General features: G+C 50.0%; 16 protein-coding genes. All 16 read left to right on the top strand.

Annotated elements, in window-relative coordinates; genetic code table 11:
* Positions 1 to 2: 2 nt before the first annotated feature.
* The 16 genes from MHI06_RS23895 (at position 3) to nikA (ending at position 19,909) form a co-directional block, all read left to right on the top strand.
* Positions 3 to 1,541 (top strand): GT-D fold domain-containing glycosyltransferase, encoded by a 1,539-nt coding sequence (locus tag MHI06_RS23895; protein WP_340399328.1) that lies wholly within the window; start codon positions 3 to 5, stop codon positions 1,539 to 1,541.
* 67 nt (positions 1,542 to 1,608) lie between these two features.
* A complete protein-coding gene (locus tag MHI06_RS23890; RefSeq protein WP_340399327.1) occupies positions 1,609 to 3,291 on the top strand; it encodes a glycosyltransferase family 2 protein in 1,683 nt (560 codons plus the stop codon).
* Positions 3,292 to 3,478: 187 nt separating this feature from the next.
* Positions 3,479 to 4,432, top strand: coding sequence for an aminoglycoside phosphotransferase family protein (locus MHI06_RS23885; RefSeq protein ID WP_340399326.1), 954 nt, complete (start codon positions 3,479 to 3,481; stop codon positions 4,430 to 4,432).
* A 225-nt stretch (positions 4,433 to 4,657) separates the two neighbouring features.
* Positions 4,658 to 4,936, top strand: a complete 279-nt coding sequence (locus MHI06_RS23880) for a glutaredoxin family protein (RefSeq protein WP_036605813.1) — start codon at positions 4,658 to 4,660, stop codon at positions 4,934 to 4,936.
* A 323-nt stretch (positions 4,937 to 5,259) separates the two neighbouring features.
* Positions 5,260 to 6,603 (top strand): LLM class flavin-dependent oxidoreductase, encoded by a 1,344-nt coding sequence (locus MHI06_RS23875; RefSeq protein WP_340399325.1) that lies wholly within the window; start codon positions 5,260 to 5,262, stop codon positions 6,601 to 6,603.
* A gap of 172 nt (positions 6,604 to 6,775) precedes the next feature.
* Complete coding sequence (locus MHI06_RS23870; protein WP_340399324.1) at positions 6,776 to 8,419, top strand: ABC transporter substrate-binding protein; 1,644 nt, start codon at positions 6,776 to 6,778, stop codon at positions 8,417 to 8,419.
* A 137-nt stretch (positions 8,420 to 8,556) separates the two neighbouring features.
* On the top strand, positions 8,557 to 9,489 hold the full coding sequence (locus MHI06_RS23865) for an ABC transporter permease (RefSeq protein ID WP_340399323.1): 933 nt from the start codon (positions 8,557 to 8,559) through the stop codon (positions 9,487 to 9,489).
* A gap of 60 nt (positions 9,490 to 9,549) precedes the next feature.
* Positions 9,550 to 10,464 (top strand): ABC transporter permease, encoded by a 915-nt coding sequence (locus MHI06_RS23860; RefSeq protein ID WP_169480571.1) that lies wholly within the window; start codon positions 9,550 to 9,552, stop codon positions 10,462 to 10,464.
* Positions 10,465 to 10,651: 187 nt separating this feature from the next.
* Positions 10,652 to 11,200: an NADPH-dependent FMN reductase gene (gene ssuE / locus MHI06_RS23855; RefSeq protein ID WP_340399322.1), complete on the top strand. Its 549-nt coding sequence runs from the start codon at positions 10,652 to 10,654 to the stop codon at positions 11,198 to 11,200.
* 69 nt (positions 11,201 to 11,269) lie between these two features.
* Positions 11,270 to 12,142, top strand: coding sequence for a LysR family transcriptional regulator (locus MHI06_RS23850; RefSeq protein WP_062837890.1), 873 nt, complete (start codon positions 11,270 to 11,272; stop codon positions 12,140 to 12,142).
* 177 nt (positions 12,143 to 12,319) lie between these two features.
* Positions 12,320 to 13,381: an LLM class flavin-dependent oxidoreductase gene (locus MHI06_RS23845; RefSeq protein WP_340399321.1), complete on the top strand. Its 1,062-nt coding sequence runs from the start codon at positions 12,320 to 12,322 to the stop codon at positions 13,379 to 13,381.
* A gap of 39 nt (positions 13,382 to 13,420) precedes the next feature.
* Positions 13,421 to 14,647, top strand: coding sequence for an amidohydrolase (locus MHI06_RS23840; protein ID WP_340399320.1), 1,227 nt, complete (start codon positions 13,421 to 13,423; stop codon positions 14,645 to 14,647).
* 295 nt (positions 14,648 to 14,942) lie between these two features.
* Complete coding sequence (locus tag MHI06_RS23835; RefSeq protein ID WP_169480568.1) at positions 14,943 to 15,803, top strand: diaminopimelate epimerase; 861 nt, start codon at positions 14,943 to 14,945, stop codon at positions 15,801 to 15,803.
* Positions 15,804 to 15,846: 43 nt separating this feature from the next.
* A complete protein-coding gene (locus MHI06_RS23830; protein ID WP_340399319.1) occupies positions 15,847 to 16,641 on the top strand; it encodes an SAM-dependent methyltransferase in 795 nt (264 codons plus the stop codon).
* A 66-nt stretch (positions 16,642 to 16,707) separates the two neighbouring features.
* Complete coding sequence (locus tag MHI06_RS23825) at positions 16,708 to 17,994, top strand: opine metallophore biosynthesis dehydrogenase (RefSeq protein ID WP_340399318.1); 1,287 nt, start codon at positions 16,708 to 16,710, stop codon at positions 17,992 to 17,994.
* A 400-nt stretch (positions 17,995 to 18,394) separates the two neighbouring features.
* Positions 18,395 to 19,909: a nickel ABC transporter substrate-binding protein gene (gene nikA / locus MHI06_RS23820; protein WP_340402178.1), complete on the top strand. Its 1,515-nt coding sequence runs from the start codon at positions 18,395 to 18,397 to the stop codon at positions 19,907 to 19,909.
* The last annotated feature ends 173 nt before the right edge of the window (positions 19,910 to 20,082 follow it).

Genomic DNA, 20,082 nt, shown 5'->3' with positions numbered 1-20,082 from the left:
ATATGCGCCTGATGCTGCCGCTGTGCGGTGCCCCATGGGAGCAGAACACCCTGCGCCGGAGCTGGAAGGATGCTCCGGCGCTTTGCGCAGCGACAATCCTCGTGCATGCCAAAGGAGGGAATGGCGTGAGAGTTGCGACACGTACCGGGTCCGCTGGGGCCTCAGTGTCAGGTAAACCCCGGGGCACGCACCCGGCAGTATTCATGGGCAGTGGTACTCCGGCAGGGCCGGGTACAGGGCCCGCTGGAGTCAGAGGTATGAAGTCTGGGAAACGGAGTACCCAGACCAAAGCGGGTACATCTGCAGGCGCAGCGCGTAAGGTCGGTGCGGGCAAAGCGGGCACGGGCGGTGTTGTGGGCAGAGCAGGCAAAGCTGGTCCGGCGAGCGGGAGCAATGCGGGCAGAGCCAGCCGTTCCGGCAAAGGCAAAGCCGGCCTGCGCCAGGCCACTGCTGGGCGCAGGTCTGCGCCAGCGCGGGGCCGGCGTGCCACTGCCCGCGCCAAGCAGCGCACGGCGATGCGCCGTGCGCCCATGCCAGCACCGCAAGCCAGCACGCCACAGGCGATGCCTGCCAGCGGTGCTGGCCCCGCCCCACGCCAGGCGACACGCCCGAAGGGTGTCGCCCACGCGGGGCGGGAAGGCGCTGCCACCGCGCATGCGGGCAGCGCGAAGGGCTTGCCTGCTGCGCCTGCGGAGCAGGCAGCGCAGGCGCAGGCCGTGCCCGGCGGCTACGCCGAGGGCTACCGCGACGGCGTATTCGCCGGCGGGGAGGCGCTGGTGGCGCAGCACATCCCGCCGGATCACATTCTGCCTGCCGTGGCGGCGGCAGATCTGATCGCGGCGGGCTTCCGCCAATATGCGCCCAGCCTGGCCCGGCTGTCCAGCCCGCATGAGATGGCTGGACACATCATGGCGGCGCTGGATGCGCAGCGCCCCTTGTCTGTCGTTCGCCTCGGAGATGGCGAACTGCTCACCTTGGCAGCCGATACGGTGCTACCAGGCCAAGAAGTGCAGGAGCTGGCACCGTTTCTGCCCTATGCAGGGGTGCCATGCTCAACCCCAGACATCCGCGCGATGCTCGCGGAAGCCATTCAGGCCGCCGACTGGGTTGGCGTCCCGATCTCGCGGGCGCCTACGTTCCAGGGTCTGCTATTCCCGGTATTGCGCCACTTCGGGATCGACTGGTCCCGGCTGAGGTTGACCAGCTCCACGATCAATTACAGTTTGCATCAGTCCGGCTTGGTACTGCCCATTCTTCAAGGGCGGCGAGTTCTGCTCATAGGCAGCCAGGCTGCAGAGCTTGCGGCACTGCTGCATAGCCGGGGTATTCATGTCACAGGTATCATTGGTTCTGTGGCGGGAGTTATGGATGTTCCGAGGGTGATGCAGCAAACCGCAGAACATGCTTTCGATATCGCTTTGGTGGCGGCGGGCATTCCGGCGGTCATCCTATGTCGGCGAATTGCAGGTGAACTGGGCAAGGTCTCTCTGGATTTTGGACATTTGGCTGACAAACTGGTAACAGGAGAGCTTCAACTCTAGGTGGACCGTCCGGGGGCTGGTCATGTGCGCGTTGGCCTCACGGACGAGTGGAAATGGAGGGAGCAACATGAGTACACCCGATCAACAACGTGGGGAAAGACGTCATGGTCGTAACAACAAGGCTGATGCGCAAAACGTCACCCGTCGAAATGGTAACAGCCATAATAACATCACGCCAGATATTAACACTCGCAGCGACAAAAAAGCGAGCCGCCGTGCCACACAGCAAGATGTCTCGCGACCTGCCATGGCAGTTCTGCATGCAGCAGGTAGTCGTTCAACGCGGAAATCCAGACGCAAAGGTAGAAGCAACCGCACAGCCAAAGGCGCCAAACTCTACAAACAGGGTTATCACAGAGGCTACGACGAAGGTGTCCGCCAAGGACAGAGCTCGTTTGGTCTTGTTTTTGAAGGAGTTAGCATCATTATTCCCACGTACAATCAGCGGGAGTATGTGCTGCAATGTGTGTCCAGTATCGAAAAGCATACCCCGGCCCCCTTCGAAATCATAGTCGTGGATAATGCCTCCAAGGATGGAACTGCTGAGGCGATGCTTCGCAAAGGCGGCATGGTGAGGGTGGCTGCCCTGGATCAGAATCGGGGGTTTGCCGGAGGTGTCAATCACGGGCTGATGATGGCGAGAGGACGACATATTATCGTACTGAACAACGATACGCTGGTTACTCCGGGCTGGCTGGATAACATGATGACTTGTCTTGCCAGTGATCCGCTGATTGGTGTGGTGGGTCCGGTAACCAACTATATTGGCGGGGATCAGCAGATTCAGGTTCCATACCGTGAGGTCGAGGATATGTGGTCTTTTGCTAGCACACATAATCGTCCAGATGCAGAGAAACACCGAATGACCGATCGACTCGTCGGATTCTGCTGGCTGTTCTCACGGGAACTGTTCTCACGGGTAGGTTATCTGGATGAAGGTTATGCCGTGGGCAATTTTGAAGATGACGACTGGATCATCCGGGTGAAGTTGGCAGGATACCAGCTTGCGGTAGCCGGGGATGCCTTTATCCATCACTTCGGAAGTGTCAGCATGAAAGCCTTGGGTGAGCAGGACTTTGCTGTAGTGAACAAGGATAACGAGCAGTTTTATAGCCAAAAGTGGGGAGATCCCCATGCGCTGGTTGCCGAAACCACCCGCTTGGCGAAACGACAAACCTCTGGTACCTTATCCGGTCAACAAGAGGACAGAGATACGAACGCAATCGATCCGCGTCAGCGAATCTCAACGCAGGGTAGCCAAGATCCAGCATTGCAGTTCAGACGCAGCAGTGAATTCTACCCGGAAGGATCGTTCCTGTCCGATGCCAAAGGCGATGTCTATACTTTAACCGGCGGACGGCGGCGTAAGTTGAACATCCCTGTACCGCGTGGAATATCTCCTGTTCAGGTTGCCAAACCGGATCTGCTCGCCATTCCTGCCGGAGAAGCACTGATATCAGCGGGGGACGTGCAAGGATGGCCGATGGAGTCACATCAGGTGCATACGACAGCGGTTCAAGGTTCTCCTAATGGCTGGGCAGAAGGAAGTATTGTTGCCACAGTGGATGCACCCGAGATTCGATATCAGATTAGCGGAGGCAAGCGCAGACGATTTGTATCCGTTTATACCGCGGAACGTTGGGGCGTGCTTTCCGGGCATATCGTTAGCGTGTCTGCGGACCAATTGAATTCGATGGAAGAAGGCTGGCCGATTATCGCCCCACCTCAGCTCTTGAACCCCAATCTGTAATGTCAGGCGATCTGTTTATGCGAATCAGCAGCATGATGCGGAATGGAAGATGTAGCGGTATCCTGTGTAATCGCTCTGACTCATTCCGCATCCGAATAATTGAAAGATCATCCATTTCCTTTTACACTATGACCAACGCAGTTATCATCAAGCGTAACTTGGGATCATGAGATAGGGAGGATGCACGGTGAAGAATTTTATAGTTAACCAAGCCGAACAGATTGCCAGTGATTTTTTGCTGGAAAAAGTAACATGCTCACATCATATCGTGGGTAAAGGTTTTGTTAATCAGGTCTGCCTGGTGGAAACGGCAAGTCATAAAGTGATTGTACGGATGAATAATCCAGATACATATCCCACCTTTTTGAAAGAAAAATGGTGCATCGAACGAGCAATGAGTGCCGGTATTCCTGGGCCAGAGACATTATCCGTTGGGGTCAACGCTGAACATGCCTATATGATTCAAACGGTTGTGGAAGGGGATAACGGATTGGACACGACAGTATCCCCGTCCGTGATCTGGAGGAAACTTGGTGAGTATACTCAACGTTTGCAATCCATCCCCGTTACAGGTTTCGGAAGGGATCTGCACAATTCTGTACAGGATCGATTCTACTCTCCCCCTCATGCAGGATCAGATGGCAGTTGGCAAGGATATGTGCAATACAATATCAATAGTCTGACGGAGCAAGACCCGCTGATCGAGCTTGGTGTAATGACGATGAAGGAATCACAGGTCGTAAGGCAATTATTCGAACAACTGAAAATGCAAAAATTCCGCTTTGGCTTATGCCATGGCGATCTCTCTTTGAAGAATACAATCGTAAGTTCAACGGGTGAGATTACCCTTCTGGACTGGGGAAATGCGGAGGTCACCGTTACGCCGTATGGGGATATCATTCAACTCATGCAATGCCAGCTACGGGGAGAGGGTCCTGATAACGAAGAATTGAAAGCGTTTTTAGAAGGTTATGGGACAAGTGTGCAGGTGCAGGAACATGAACTGAATCAAGCGAGGTATGTTTTGCTGTTGAAAGCCTTTGATACCCTGAGGTGGGCCATAGATCGAAGTCCGGATCAGATCGAGTTTTACACTGTACTATCGAAACAAGCTCTTGAACAGATTTGGAGGGGCCAATAACGGCACATTTATGTAAAATCATTCATCTTTCAAATTTAAAATTTAATCTTTCTATTTAGCTATAGGTTTATTCTATTAGCAGATCCATTGACGCCTGAAGGGTGCAGGAGTACATTTATAGCCATAATTCCATAATTCTTATTTAACAGATGGGAATTAAAGGTCTAGGGCATTCGTCATCCATCGCTCAGATCTTAATTTTAAAACCAACCAGGAGGTATGTCGATGTCATCATCAACCAAAAAAGTCGTGCTGTGGAGCAAAACAGGCTGTCATTTTTGCGGGGAAGTAAAAGCATTTCTGACAGAGCGAAACCAGCCTTTCGAGAACATTGAAGTGCAGGGTAATGACGTGCTGCGAGATGTACTTGAAGCAAAATATGGCATTCGGCATGTACCTGTCATTGAAGTAGGAGGGGACGGCAAGTTTGAAGCCTTGCTGGAACCTGATCTGGAGAAGCTGGCTGAACTTCTGGCACGAGCGGACGAAGCGGCAGCGGTCTAACGGGAGTCGATATATACCTTTGGAGCAAGCCGTTCCGGCTGATGCATGATGCAAGATCGCATTTGTGCAGCAGCGGGAACGTTCATAACTCAACGCTTGATGAGATGTAAATGGTTTTAATTCACATCTTCAATACTCATATAGAAAAAATCTATTAGTCGCGCTGTTGACCCTTTTACGGGGCAGTGATAAGATTTGTGAAATTAAAACAAACAAAACTCATAGGAATAGTTAACTATTAAGTTGTTTCGCATACGTAATCAGTTCAAAGTGGCCCTTGATAGTTCTTTTGAAGATTTTAATCCAAGGAAGGCGGAATGCACATGACAGCGAAACGCAGTTTGAAATTCGGAGCTATTGTACACGGAGTTGGAGGAAGCAATACCACATGGAGACACCCGGAAGTTCTGGCAGATGCCAGTGTTAACTTTGAGTTCTACAAGCGTCAGACGTTGAAAGCCGAAGAAGGCAAGTTCGATCTAGTTTTTATCGCAGACGGTCTGTATATTACCGAGAAATCCATTCCCCATTTCCTGAATCGCTTCGAACCGATCAGTATTCTGTCCGCGTTGGCTGCCGTTACTTCACGGATTGGACTGGTGGGTACCCTCTCGACATCCTACAGTGATCCCTTCACCGTAGCCAGACAGTTCGGTTCCCTCGATCAGATCAGTGATGGCCGTGCAGGATGGAACGTAGTAACCTCTCCGCTCGAAGGTACAGCGAAGAACTACAGTAAGAGCAATCACCCTACGCATCCGGAACGTTACCGTATTGCAACGGAATATCTGCAGGTAACCAAAGGATTGTGGGATTCTTGGGAAGATGATGCCTTTGTAAGAGACAAAGAGAGTGGTGTATTCTTCGACCCATCCAAACTGCACACGCTTAATCATGAAGGAGAGTTTTTCTCCGTACAAGGTCCGCTCAATATTGCCCGTTCACGGCAAGGACAGCCGGTGATTTTCCAGGCAGGTTCATCGGAAGATGGCAAAACGCTGGCAGCACAAGAAGCGGATGCTGTCTTTACCGGACACGATACGATTGAAGATGCACAGGCATTCTATAAAGATGTGAAAACGCGGGCGGCTTCCTATGGACGTTCTTCACAGGATATTGTTATTCTGCCAGGCATCAATCCCATTGTTGGACAGACCGAAGAGGAAGCTGAACAGAAATATCAGGAGATCGCAAGCTTGGTCACCATCGACAAAGCACTGGATTACCTGGGACGGTTCTTCGAACATCATGATTTCTCCCAATATCCACTGGATGAGCCTTTCCCGGAGCTGAATGGCATTGGAAGTAACAGTTTCCGCAGTAACACGGACAAGATCAAGAAGGATGCCAAGGAGCAAGGATTGACGTTGCGTGAAGTGGCTCTGCGAGCAGCGACACCGCGCAGCAAATTCCTGGGCACACCAGAGCAGGTTGCTGACAAGATTCAGGAATGGTTCGAGACGGAAGCGGCGGATGGCTTCATTATTGCTTCGGAGCTGCCAAGTGGATTGTCTGATTTTGTGGAACTGGTTGTTCCGATTCTGCAAGAGCGCGGCCTGTATCGTACGGACTATGAACACGATACATTGCGAGGGAACCTTGGGGTGCAGATTCCGGTGAACCGTTATACGGCTGCGAAGGAGCAAGTCGTATCTGATTTGGCATAACGGATGGGGAGCGAACGAGCATCTGATTTTGTCGGGCTGTTTTCTCCAACCGGTAATAAAGTCACTTACTACGTCTCGCACTATTTTAAAACCGACTTAACTCATAGGATATATCAAGTATTGGTATAAACATCAATTTAATGACACCTGTATACACAGAGGGGGAAGCGATATGAACAGGTCTATCTCATGGATGAAATATATGGCATTGGCAGCAGTATTGGTGATGGTATTATCCGGTTGCGGAGCGGCGGGAGGCAGCACGAACGGTGCAGCACAGGCTTCGGGCGGGGATCAGGCCGGGCAAGCTGAAGGAGGAAACCTGACTTTTGCACTCGCGACTTCACCGGACACGCTTGACCCTCATCGCAGTGGGCTTGCCGTAACGGTACGTGCCATCCGGACGATCTACGACAATCTGGTAGTACAGTTGCCGGACGGTTCCATCAAACCTTGGCTCGCCACGGAATGGAGCGTATCGGAGGATGGCAAGAGTTATACGTTCAAGCTGCGTGAAGGTGTGAAGTTCCACGATGGCACACCGTTTAATGCGGAAGCCGTGAAATACAATCTGGACCGGGTGATCGATCCGGCCACCAAAGCTGCCAATTCCCTTGCCCTGATTAGACCCTACAGCTCCTCCGAGGTCATTGATGAATATACCATTAAGGTAAATCTGGAATCGCCATCGCAAGCCTTTCTTGGCAACTTGAGCCAGGCGCTTCTGGGGATCATATCCCCTACAGCTGCCCAAAAATATGGCGACCAGCTGGGTAAAAATCCGGTGGGCACAGGTCCGTATACCTTTGTGAAATGGGATGAAAATGCGGATATCGTCGTTGCCAAGAACAAGGATTACAACTGGGGACCTGAGACGGTTGAAAATAAAGCTGCACCACATGTGGATACGATCACATTCAAAATTGTACCGGAAGAAGCGACACGCATCGGAAGTGTACAAAGTGGTCAGGTACTCGCTGCTGAGACCGTTCCACCGCAAAATATCGCTGCATTGAAAAACGATCCGAACCAGCAACTGTTACAGGCCAATACGGTGGGATTGCCATATACACTCTTTTTCAATCTGCGCAAAGCGCCTTGGGATGATGTGAAGGTAAGGCAGGCGGTACAATCCGCTGTAGATGTGGAATCGATTGTCAAAACATTGTATCTGGGCAACTACGAACGTGCGTGGTCCGCACTGTCTCCTGGAATCCTGGGTTATGATGCATCACTGGAAGGTAGCATTAACCCGGACATCAACAAAGCCAATCAGCTGTTGGACGAACAAGGCTGGGTGAAGGGCGCTGACGGTATTCGTGCCAAAGACGGCCAGAAGCTGACCCTGCGTTATGTCGATGGTTCGCCCAATCGGGAGAAACGCAATGACATTGCCGCCATTATCCAGCAACAGCTGAAACAGGTAGGCATCGCTGTTGAAGTGGAAATTACCAAAGACGTAGCAACGGTCATCTATCAGAACTGGGATTATGATCTCTATGGTAACAGCCAGGTCAACTCCGATCCGAATGCATTGTATGCCTTCTATCATACGAGTGCAGAGGGCCAGCGTCCGACCTTATCCGGTTTGTCTGATCCGAAGATCGATGAACTGCTGGAGCAGGGGGCCGTTGAGAGTGACGCGGATAAACGTGTCGAGATCTACAATCAGATTCAACAATATCTGATTGAGCAAGCGGTAATTCTACCGATCTATGTATTCCCGTATACCGTCGCAGCATCAAAAAAGGTCGAGGGTATCAAGTTCGATTCACTGGGTTATCCACTCTTTAACGATGCTCGCATTCAGCCCTAACAGAGGTTGTTCAAAAAGTCCACTTTTGATTACGAGTCATGCCTAATGGCATGATCAGCATCGAATATGAAAACTGGTCTTTTTGAACATGCACTATAGGAACGGCCAATCCAGATTCAGGAAGGAGATATCCCGGTATGGTTCATACGATACTGTCACGACTCGCAACATCGCTTCTGGTTATATTCGGAGCTTCGGTGCTGGTGTACTGCATCATGTATCTCCTGCCGGGTGATCCGGTTCTGCTCATGCTGGACCCGTCCTCGGCTACCCCGGAGATGATCGAGAATCTGCGGGTTCAGCTTGGACTGGATCAGCCGTTTTACATCCAGTTTGCGAACTATTTCGGTGATATGCTGCGTGGCGATTTCGGTAAATCGATGATTAATTCCGATCCGGTTTTGCCGAAAATACTGGAACATTTTCCAGCCACACTGGCTTTGACCGCACTCAGCTCCATCATTGCCATTACGATCGGAATTACACTCGGTGTATTGTCTGCAATTCATCGCAATGGCGTGATTGATTTCGTCGCCCGGCTTGTTGGACTGTTTGGCATCTCCATGCCAACCTTCTGGACGGGAATACTGCTCATCCTGTTATTCTCGGTACAGCTTAGCTGGTTCCCGGCGATGGGTTCCGACGGATTCAGCTCACTGGTTCTTCCGGCAGCCACGCTGGGACTCGTTGGTGCAGGGTTTATCGTACGGATGGTGCGTAACAGCATGCTGGAAGTGATCAATGAACCGTTTATCGTGGCGTTACGGGCCAAAGGGCTTTCGGAGCGCGCCATCATGTATGGCCATGCGCTGCGTAATGCGCTGATCCCTGCTGTAACGGTAATTGGCATGCTGATCGGTGATCTGCTTGCGGGAACGGTTGTGGTGGAGACCGTCTTCTCCAGACAAGGAATCGGCCGGATTATTGCGGATGCGCTAATGGCCAAGGATCTGCCAGTGGTGCAAGGCGTTGTCTTCTTTACATCCATTATTTATGTTGTCTTGAACTTGCTGGTGGACATCTCGTATTCGTACATTGATCCCCGGGTTCGGCGTGCAGTCCGAACATGATGACAGCTGGAACAGTCAGAAGTGTCCTGATGCGGAGTATGGAAGGAGGAGTTGTTGCTCATGAGCATGAAACCTTTAGCTGGTGACAAAAAAGCATGGGCGGGCGTAGGACGTATACGTCTGTGGAATCGCCGCCCTTGGCGCTATCGCGTCTCATTCGCGGTATCCCGATTATTCTTTTATGCAGCATTGCTGGTGGTGGTGTTTACCGTGGCATGTGCGATTGTACCAGGCTGGATTGCTCCTTATGATCCAACTCAGATGATGACGGATGTTATCCTGCAGGCTCCTTCTGCTGCGCACCTGTTCGGGACGGACTATTTTGGCAGAGATATCTTCAGTGTGGTTGTGCATGGAAGCAGGGATTCGCTGCTCATTGGATTTGCTTCGGTGCTTGTGGGAGGCATTGTTGGCAGTGCGCTTGGTATTATCTCCGGTTATGCCGGAGGAATTGTGGATACCATCACCATGCGTGCCGTCGATATTCTGATGGCTGTACCCGGCGTGCTCCTGGCGTTGTCTGTTGCAGCTGCTCTCGGGCCAGGACTGATGAACATTGCACTGGCTGTTGCGGTTTCCTCGATTCCGGGGTACGCACGGGTAATGCGTGGGCAGGTCATATCAGTCAAAGGTCTACCTTTCATTACAGCAACACGTTCACTGGGCGGTTCCAATACCCGTATTTTCTGGAAACATGTACTGCCCCATTCGTTGTCACCCTTGCTGGTCATGGCTACGCTGGGCGTAGGGACATCGATCCTGACGGGCTCCGGACTCAGCTTTCTGGGACTTGGGGTGTTGAAGGAAATACCGGATTGGGGGGCATTGCTCTCGCAAGGTAGAGGTTATCTGACGGTTGCCTGGTGGATTTGTACGTTCCCAGGGCTGGCGATCACGTTGTTTGTACTGGCGGTTAATCTGATTGGAGACGATATTCGCGATCGGTTGGACCCAAAAGTAAAAGGAGCGGCCTAGGACGTGTCTCAAAACTCGCTGAAGTGCATCTTTTACCGCCTTTTCGCCCCATACTGCGTCACTTTCCCTTGACGTGCCCCGGCACGCCTGCGGAAAACTTCCTGGCTTGGAACGAAAATTCGGTAAAATCTGCTTCCTTCGGAGTTTTCAGGCACGCCCAAACCGCTATTCTAAGGAGGAGAAATTTATGTCACATGTTGTCATTATTGCCGGATCACCTTCCAAGCGTTCGCGTTTGACAGGTCTGACGGATTACAGCAGCCAAAAATTAACGGAGGCAGGCATTACGGTTGAAGTTATTCACGTCGTGGATCTGCCTGCTGAGGATCTGGTGCAAGCCCGGTTCGACAGCTCATTCATTCGTGATGCACTGGCTGTTGTTGAAGCGGCAGATGCCGTTATTGTAGCTACACCGGTATACAAGGCATCATACTCCGGCGTGCTCAAGCTGTTCCTGGATCTGATTCCGCAAGAAGGGTTACGGGGTAAGTTGACACTCCCACTCGTTATCGGTGGCTCCATTGCTCATCTGCTCGCCATTGATTATGCATTGAAGCCTGTTCTGGCAGCCCTTGGTGGAAGACATATCCTGGGTGGCGTGTATGCTGTGGATCAGGGAATCGAACGATTGGATGATGGAAAGTTCGTAATCTCGGCGGATATTACTACACGTCTGGATCGTTCGCTGAATGAATTGATATTGACACTGGAAAAGGATGGGATTAAGATATCATAAAACCTAGTAAGTATATCGGTTAAATGTATATAAGGTCAAACGTCTGCGGACGTGGATACGGAGGCGCTCATGAATATCGAGAACATTGAAGCATTTGTATATATCAATCATTATGGAAGCTTCAATAAGGCTGCCGAAGTACTCTTCTTGTCCCAACCTTCGGTCACAGCTCGCATTCAGTCACTGGAAAGGGAGCTGGGCTGCAAGTTGTTTGATCGGCTTGGCAAGCAAATTGTGCTGACAGAGGAAGGTCGGAAATTCCTGCCATATGCGCAGCAAGTGCTGCAAGTGATTCAGAAGGGCAAGCAGAAGATTCAGCAACGGCGATCAACACCGGATGCTCTTCGGCTCGGTAGTACAGTATCGGTATCCAATTATGTCATTCCCGATTTTCTACCCAAGATCAAGGATGCTTACCCCGAAATTAACATCAAATTGACGACAGCAACGACGGATCAGCTGATTGCCAAACTGCTTGGTCAGGAGATCGATCTTGCTTTTGTGCGCAAGGTCATGCATCCTGCGATCCGTACGGTTGCTTTTTATGAAGATCCGATCCAGCTCTATGTGTACAAAGGACATCCATTCATTGAGAGCGGGCATGTCAGCATGGAGGCGATCCGGAATGAGCAACTGGTCTTTTTCGAATGTGGTTCACTGGACTGGCTTCGCATTCACCGGGCTTTCGACTCGCTGGAACATCCGCCGAATATTACATATCATGTCGATAATTCGGAGACGGCGAAGAAACTGGTTATGCAAGGGGCAGGCATTGCCTTTCTCCCGGGACTCACGGTGAAGAAGGAAGTGCAGAATCAGGAGCTGTTCCCCATTCAGGTACATGAGGTGGCAGGTGTATCGTTGCAGATCAGCGTCGTCACTTTAAAAGAAGAATATTCGCCATTGGCAGAGCCCTTCGGGGAACTGCTGCGGCAGTTATAGAGCGTCTAACGTTGAATCTGACTTTTACACCATAACGGAGAGTGCAGAACCAATCTGAAGAAGCGAAGCGTGATCGGAAGATGGTACTGCAGTCGGAGTGATAAAGTGTAACATCTCCAGTTCAACTTAATAGTGATTCAAGAACAGAGGTTCAGCACAATCAAGGAGGAGAAGGATATGAGTATTCGTGTTGGCATTTTGGATCAGACCCCCATCTATGTAGGGGAAACGGCGGTGGATGCTTTTCGGCACACGATTGAGCTGGCACAGCAGGCAGATCAGCTTGGATTCCATCGGTTCTGGGTATCGGAGCACCATGATTCAGGGCATGTTGCAGGTTCCTCCCCAGAGGTACTCATTTCCCACTTGCTTGCGCATACGAAGCGGATTCGACTGGGCTCTGGCGGGGTGATGCTCCAGCATTACAGCCCATATAAAGTCGCCGAAAATTTCAATATACTCGCAGCGCTCGGACCAGGAAGAGTTGACCTGGGAATCGGTCGTGCACCAGGCGGATTACCCCGTTCGACACAGGCGTTACAGGAAGGTATTCAGGAAGCTGCATCTCTGAAAGAGAAAATTGTTCAGGTGAAGCGATACATTCATAATGAACCACATGAAGATCCATCTCATGCACTTGCGGGGCTCACTGCTTCGCCTGTGTCCGACAGTCCAGCAGAGCTGTACGTGCTTGGAGCCAGTGTAGATAGTGCGGGCATGGCTGCGGAACTCGGACTCCCCTATGTCTTTTCACTTTTCATTAACAGTAATATAGAGGTAGCACTTGAAGCCATCCGTGTATATCGTGAGCAATTCGATCGTTCCCAGGAACGGGAGCCCTACGCTGCACTGGCTTTATCCCTAATTGTGGCGGAGAGTGAGGAAGAAGCGGAAGAACTTGCGGGTGAACATAAGCTGGTGAGAATTCACATGGAGAGTGGCAAAGTGCTGACGGTCGGTTCTGTTGAACAAGCGGAAGAATTCGGACGTCAATCCAACGAAAAGTACCGAATTGAAATTCTTGAACCAAGCGTAACCCGGGGCACGAAAGCAACGGTAGGTCAGGCACTGTTGAAGTTCCAGCAGGATTTTGCTGTGGAAGAGTTCATTGTGACTACAGCTACACGTGACTTTTCCAAGCGAATTCGATCATTTGAATTGTTGCGTGAAATTCTAGCAGAGCAGGGATTAAGTGAATTTGCACTGGAATCCAAGGAACAGGAAGCAGCAATCGGATAGAAGTAGGTCAGTGAATATATACGAATGGGAGGCCATGTGATGAAAAGTGATCTGGAACAGCCCAAACAGCAGGCTGAGCAACTAGTACAGGGCCCCGAGCATGAGCTTCACGGTGAACGGGCGGAAGCATTCGCGGAACGTTTAATCACCATTCGGCGACACCTGCATCGTAACCCGGAATTGTCCGGCGAGGAAAGGGAGACGACAGCTGCCATTCGCAGCTGGCTGGAAGAGGAAGGCGTCCGTATTGCAGACGAATATGTGCTGCGGACAGGGCTCGTCGCTGAAGTAGGCCAAGGGGACGGACCTGTGGTCGCCCTAAGAGCAGATATTGATGCGCTGCCCATTCAGGAAGAGACAAAACTTGATTTTGCCTCCCAGGTAGATGGGAAGATGCACGCTTGCGGACATGACGCACACACGGCGATTCTGATCGGTGCTGCACGATTACTGAAACAGCGCGAGTCCACGCTCCCTGGGAAAGTACGCTTGTTGTTCCAGCCGTCGGAGGAAAAAGCAACGGGTGCACGACAAGTGATCCAGAGCGGCGCATTGTCCGATGTTCGGGCCGTATTCGGGTTGCATAACAAGCCTGATCTCCAGGTGGGTACGGTGGGCATTCGGGAAGGTGCATTGATGGCAGCAGCAGACGGTTTTGTTGTCAAAGTGGAAGGTGTAGGCACACACGCGGCCGTGCCTGAAGCCGGCATTGATCCAATCGTGGTTGCCGCACATATTGTTACGGCATTACAGGCTATTGTGAGTCGCAATGTGGGAGCACAGGAGAGCGCTGTAATCAGCGTCACCAAGCTACATAGCGGCACAGCCTGGAACGTTATTCCGGATGAAGCGATCCTCGATGGCACAGTGCGTACCTTTGATGAGAAAGTGCGTGCACGGATTCGCGAGCGTTTCAATCAGGTGGTAGCCGGTGTTGCGGCGGCCTATGGCACACGGGCTACGGTTCGCTGGATTCAGGGACCACCTGCCGTGGTCAACGATGAGTCTCTGGCATCTGCGGCGGAGCAAGTTGCAAGCCAGATTGGACTGAACAGCATCAGACCGCTGCCTTCTCCGGCAGGAGAGGACTTCTCTTTTTATCAAAAAGAAGTTCCGGGCCTGTTCCTCTTCCTGGGCACCTCTGGCCCGAATGAGTGGCATCACCCTGGCTTTGATGTGGATGAACGGGCATTGCCGCTAGGAGCACATCTTCTGGCTGCACTGGCTGAACAGGCACTGCACAATGTGCAAGCACATCAGGAGTGATAGGTACAGTGAATTCCTGAATCATATCCAGATCGAAACGGTTCCGTTCTGCGGCAACCGTTTTTCGTATTTTTTGAATCTTATCAGATGGTGTAATTATGGCTAGGGCTGGCGCAGAAGTGTCAGCTCTGTTTGGGTTTTCTTACAGGAAGGGAAGCTAAAGGTATTATGAAATTTTATTTTTGAAATGGAAATATTTGTTGACGCTCCCCAAAAAGATGTGCTATATTTTTCTCGACCTTTTAATCGTAATAATTACTATTAGATAAAAAGAAGAACAGGAGTAGTCGCTGCGATGAAACAGGAGATCGATTTTATCAAGTTCAGTCCCACCCAAAACATGACGATTCTGGTTAAAACGGATCATGTAGCCGAGCAATACAATCATATTGCGACGCGTCTAATGTCGTATGATAACGTTTACGCTGAACAAGTGGGATTCATTGAGCCAACGAGGAGACCGGAAGCTGTGGCACGTCTGGAAATGGCCGGAGGGGAGTTCTGTGGCAATGCCTGTATGGCACTTGCAGCACACCACGCATCGGAAGCAGGACTGGCACTTCAGGAATCGATGGACATCGCGCTGGAGGTTTCCGGAACCGATCAGTTGATCATGTGCCATGTGAAGAAGCAGCAGAACGAATACGACTGCCAGGTAACCATGCCGGTTCCGAAGCAGATTGAGCAGCGAACAATCCGGTACGAAGGCATCGAGCTGGATATGGTAATCATCCGTTACACTGAGTTCATCCATATCGTGATCGAAGTCGATGACTTCGACGATATCATGAAGAAGAGGGCACAGACCCTTGCAAGATTACTGGGATTAACAATGGGAGATAAGCTGATCGGTATCTTGTTATATCAATCGCACTCGGAAGAAATGGCCCCACTCATCTATGTTCCTGAGCTGGATAGTCTGATCTGGGAGAGAGGGTGTGGTTCGGGTACGGCCTCCGTCGGAGCCTATCTCGCGTGGAGCCAACAGCGGCAGATTACGCAGTACATCAAGCAGCCTGGTGGTGCGATCAAAGTGGCGGCCCAGTGGAATGGCGCAGAACTTGGGAGTATTACGATTGAGGGATCGGTTGGCATTGTGGCACAGGGCAAAGCCTTCATAGATGCTCCAGCAGAATGGAGCGCTGTAAACGCATGAGGTACATGATACATGATCGAGACAACGTATAGGGGGAAAAGAAATGATCACATTGGTCCATTTTCAGACATGTTTGAGTGAATTTGCAGAGAAATTCGATAAGCTCGCGAGCAAGTATGATCATACGATTCAGCATAGTTCGGAGCTGGAGGGTGTGATCAATGACTACTCCCGCTTTGTGACCGATCAGGAGAATAAGGCAGCCTGGGAACAGTTGCAGCATTCAGAGCTGGAAGAACTTGATTCGCTTATATGGCAGTTAAGAAATAAATCCGCCCAGTGTGTGGCGATCATGGAGAAATATCGTGCATTAAAGTTAGAGAACGGGGATGTACAGATTGCCGATTATTTTAAGAATATAGAAGAGTGTATCGATAAAGAATTCGGCAGTTTCCATGTTACCTCCGATTCGAAAGTGTTGTTGGTAGGCTCCGGTTCCTTCCCCATGACACCATTACTCATCGCCAAGCGAACAGGTGCAGAGGTCGTAGGGATCGATATTGATGAAGAATCCATTAGACTCGGGCAGAAGGTGGTGGAGACGCTGGGCGCGGGCTTGAAGATTCGTTTGCAGTCAACCTTGCTGGAAAATATGGAGTATACCAAGGAAGCAACCCATATCATTTTCAGCTCTACCGTGGCCCCTAAATATGATCTGCTCGATCAACTGCATGCCCTGACAAATGCACAGGTGGTTGTAGCCATGAGATATGGTGACCAGTTGAAGTCCTTGTTTAATTATCCAATGAAAGAGACGGACAGCAGCAAGTGGAAGCTGGTGGACCAGATCCTGCGCCCGGATGATGTGTTTGATATTGCGTTGTATCAAAAAGCATAGCCATGCAAGTGCATCCAAGTGCGTCCAAATGGATTACAGATTGAACTTTGAATATAGGAGGCATATATGAACAATCTTCAGCGAATCCTGATACACGGAACCGGACCTGCATCCATTCAACTTGCGGTAACGCTCAAAGATCATCTCAACTGCTGTATAGGCATTGCGGGGAGACCATCGGTTCGTTCAGCATCCGTATTCGCAGCCCTCGAACAGAGCAATGGGCGCATTCAGGTCAGCATTCAAAATGAGAAACATCAATCGCTCGCAGGTGAGTGTTCCATTGATCATGTGTTCAAGGGATATGACACCATTGAGGGGGAATGGGATACACTCATTTTGGCGGTTACCACCGATGCGTATATCGATGTGTTGGAACAAATGAATAAGGAATTCATAAAACAACTGAAATCTATCATCTTGGTTTCTCCAACGTTTGGGTCCAATCGACTGGTGAGCCATTATATGAGAGAGCGGAATGCAGCGCCGGAAGTGATCAGTTTCTCTACCTACCTCGGAGATACCCGTTGGATGCACGAACATCCGTCGAATCATGTGATCACAACAGGGGTCAAGAAAAAGGTTTATATCGGTTCCACTCTTTACCCGTCTGAACAGGTCAGTAAGCTATGCCAAGTGTATGAGCGTTTGGGTGTTGCGCTGGAAGTGATGCGATCTCCATTGGAGGCGGAAACGAGAAATATTTCGTTGTACGTGCATCCACCTTTGTTCATGAACGACTTCTCATTAGAAGCTATCTTTGGAGCTCCAGATACTCAGAAATACGTATACAAGATGTATCCTGAAGGTCCGATTACACAAGTTTTGATACGGGATATGCGGACGCAGTGGCAGGAGATTATGAATATTACGGACCGACTTGATATTCAGGGAGTGAACCTGCTTCAATTCATGACGGATGACAACTATCCGGTTCGATTAGAGAGTATATCACGCCAGGATATCGAGAATTTCAATCAGCTGCAGGTCATTCATCAGGAGTATTTATTATACATACGGTACACCTCATTATTGATTGATCCATTCTCGGAACCCGATTCGGAAGGCAAATATTTCGACTTTTCAGCAGTCCCATTCCGCAAAACGTTCATGAATCGCGAAGGCGAGCTGGACATCCCCCGTATGCCCAAGGAAGATTACTATCGCATCAAAATCATTCAGGGCATAGCCAGACATCTCGATGTGAGCTGTCCAACCATTGATCAATTTATCACCAGATATGAAGCGAAGCTTCAGGAAGTGGCTGACGCACACCCGGATCAACGCGTGTCCGAAGCCTTTGTGATCCAATCCTTTGACGAGGATATTCGCATGATCTGCACCGGACTTTGAGTAATAGGGTTAATTACATCTCAAATTAATCAAGTTGAACCTGATGTTTACATCATAACGGAGAGTGCAGAACCAATCTGAAGAAACGAAGCGGTCGCCTAAAAGCTTTCTGAAAGAAAGCTACTTCGGAAGCATATGCTATCCCCGGATTTTCTCTTTGGAAAAGAGAATCAAAAAAATCTGGGGATAACAGCGATCGGAAGATGGTACTGCAATCGGAGTGATCCGATGTAACCTACAAGGTCTGCTTGTAACTTAATCATCAGGAGGAAATGTTGTGAAAAAGGGTCTTACTTTTACATCTATACTATTGCTGGTGTCAGCCATTGCGCTGCTCGCCGGATGCGCTCAGAACACAAAAGAGAAAGAGGGCACCCAAACGGAGTCTGTAAATAGTCAGGTGCAAACGGAACTCATCTATGCTTCTGCCAAAGATATTAATGATATGAACCCCCATCTGTACACAGGCTCCATGCCTGCACAAGGGATGGTATACGAGTCTCTGGTGGAAAACACGCCTGACGGAATCAAGCCATTGCTAGCTGAATCATGGGATATTTCGGAGGATGGTAAGACCTATACCTTTCATCTGCGACAAGATGTGAAATTCCATGATGGGGAGCCGTTCAACGCAGAGGCGGTCAAACAAAATATCGATGCCGTTCTGGCCAATGCTGAAAAACACGCCTGGATCAAGCTGTCTACCAAAATCACGAGTGTGAAAGTTATCGATGAGCATACGGTGGAGTTGACGCTGTCGGAAGCTTATTATCCGGCTCTGGTGGAACTGTCTATGACAAGACCTTACGTCTTCATATCACCCAAGGATTTCAAGGATGGCGGAACCAAAGACGGGGTAAGTGGTTTCCACGGTACAGGACCTTACAAGCTTACTGCTCATAAAGTTGAAGAGAACGCCACGTTTGAAGCCAATGAAGACTATTGGGGTGGTGCACCTGCAATCAAGAAAATCACTTCCAAGGTTCTTCCCGCAGGTGAAACAACATTCCTGGCATTGCAAAAAGGAGAGATCAACTTTGTGTTCACGGATGATCGGGGGGCAGACAGTATTGATGTCGAGGCCATGGACCAATTGGCTGAATCTGGTGATTATCAAGTGGTTCGAAGTGAAGCGATGAATACGAATATGATCGTAGCCAATAGCAGTCGCCAGAATAGTCCAGTTCAGGAAACGGCAGTTCGGGAAGCGCTTTGGTATGCTATCGACCGGGAAACGATCAGTAAAGATATTTTCAACGGAACGCAGACTGTAGCGGACACGCTATTTTCAGCCAATGTCAATTACGCCAAGGTGGACCTGAAGAAACGGGAGTATGATCCGGAAATAGCTAAAAAACTTCTGGACCAAGCAGGCTGGACATTGGCAGACGGTAAAGTGGTGAGAACGAAGAACGGTCAGCCTTTATCCATGAAACTCTACTATGACAGCAACTCGTCTTCACAGAAAATACAGGCCGAATTGATCCAGTATTCGATGAAAGAACTGGGTGTTCAGCTTGAAATCGTGGGCGAAGAATCCACTTCCATTGCGAATCGGAGAGCCACCGGGGAATATGATCTGCTCTTTAATCAAACCTGGGGACTGGCTTATGATCCACAGAGTACCATTGCGGCATTTACGTCTGATTCGGCATACAAGCATACGACAAGCGGAATTGCCGAAGCAGATGAATTGTACCAGAAAATCGATGCGGTTATGGTTTCCACGGATGAGGCTTCACGCCAATCTCTGTATACCGACATTATGAAGATCGTTCATGATGAAGCGGTCTTCATCCCGATTACCAACGGGCGTGTCACCATAGTCGCACCTGAGAATCTCGATGGAATCTCATTCAAGCAGACCCAATATGAACTACCTTTTGAACAAATGAATTTTAAATATATAAATTGAACTAAACATTTACACAAAACGGAGAGGACAGAAAGAACCTGAAGAAGCGGAGCGTTCGCCTTTATCCCCGGATTTTCCCTATATAAAAGGAATCAAAAAAATCTGGGGATAACAGTGATCGGAAGGTTGTTCTGTCATCGGAGTGTAGTGTAAATATTGTTTAGTTCAATTTA

Source organism: Paenibacillus sp. FSL H8-0079 (genome assembly GCF_037991315.1).
Taxonomy (GTDB): Bacteria; Bacillota; Bacilli; order Paenibacillales; family Paenibacillaceae; genus Paenibacillus.
The sequence above is the reverse complement of the archived record's forward strand: the minus strand, read 5'-3'. Positions and strand labels throughout refer to the sequence as shown.

Bases quoted from the DNA above. Each gene is read 5' to 3' on its own strand.
- MHI06_RS23895 (WP_340399328.1), top strand. From the start codon at position 3: ATGCGCCTGATGCTGCCGCTGTGCGGTGCCCCATGGGAGCAGAACACC.
- MHI06_RS23890 (WP_340399327.1), top strand. From the start codon at position 1,609: ATGAGTACACCCGATCAACAACGTGGGGAAAGACGTCATGGTCGTAAC.
- MHI06_RS23880 (WP_036605813.1), top strand. From the start codon at position 4,658: ATGTCATCATCAACCAAAAAAGTCGTGCTGTGGAGCAAAACAGGCTGT.
- MHI06_RS23875 (WP_340399325.1), top strand. From the start codon at position 5,260: ATGACAGCGAAACGCAGTTTGAAATTCGGAGCTATTGTACACGGAGTT.
- MHI06_RS23870 (WP_340399324.1), top strand. From the start codon at position 6,776: ATGAACAGGTCTATCTCATGGATGAAATATATGGCATTGGCAGCAGTA.
- MHI06_RS23865 (WP_340399323.1), top strand. From the start codon at position 8,557: ATGGTTCATACGATACTGTCACGACTCGCAACATCGCTTCTGGTTATA.
- MHI06_RS23860 (WP_169480571.1), top strand. From the start codon at position 9,550: ATGAGCATGAAACCTTTAGCTGGTGACAAAAAAGCATGGGCGGGCGTA.
- ssuE (WP_340399322.1), top strand. From the start codon at position 10,652: ATGTCACATGTTGTCATTATTGCCGGATCACCTTCCAAGCGTTCGCGT.
- MHI06_RS23850 (WP_062837890.1), top strand. From the start codon at position 11,270: ATGAATATCGAGAACATTGAAGCATTTGTATATATCAATCATTATGGA.
- MHI06_RS23845 (WP_340399321.1), top strand. From the start codon at position 12,320: ATGAGTATTCGTGTTGGCATTTTGGATCAGACCCCCATCTATGTAGGG.
- MHI06_RS23840 (WP_340399320.1), top strand. From the start codon at position 13,421: ATGAAAAGTGATCTGGAACAGCCCAAACAGCAGGCTGAGCAACTAGTA.
- MHI06_RS23835 (WP_169480568.1), top strand. From the start codon at position 14,943: ATGAAACAGGAGATCGATTTTATCAAGTTCAGTCCCACCCAAAACATG.
- MHI06_RS23830 (WP_340399319.1), top strand. From the start codon at position 15,847: ATGATCACATTGGTCCATTTTCAGACATGTTTGAGTGAATTTGCAGAG.
- MHI06_RS23825 (WP_340399318.1), top strand. From the start codon at position 16,708: ATGAACAATCTTCAGCGAATCCTGATACACGGAACCGGACCTGCATCC.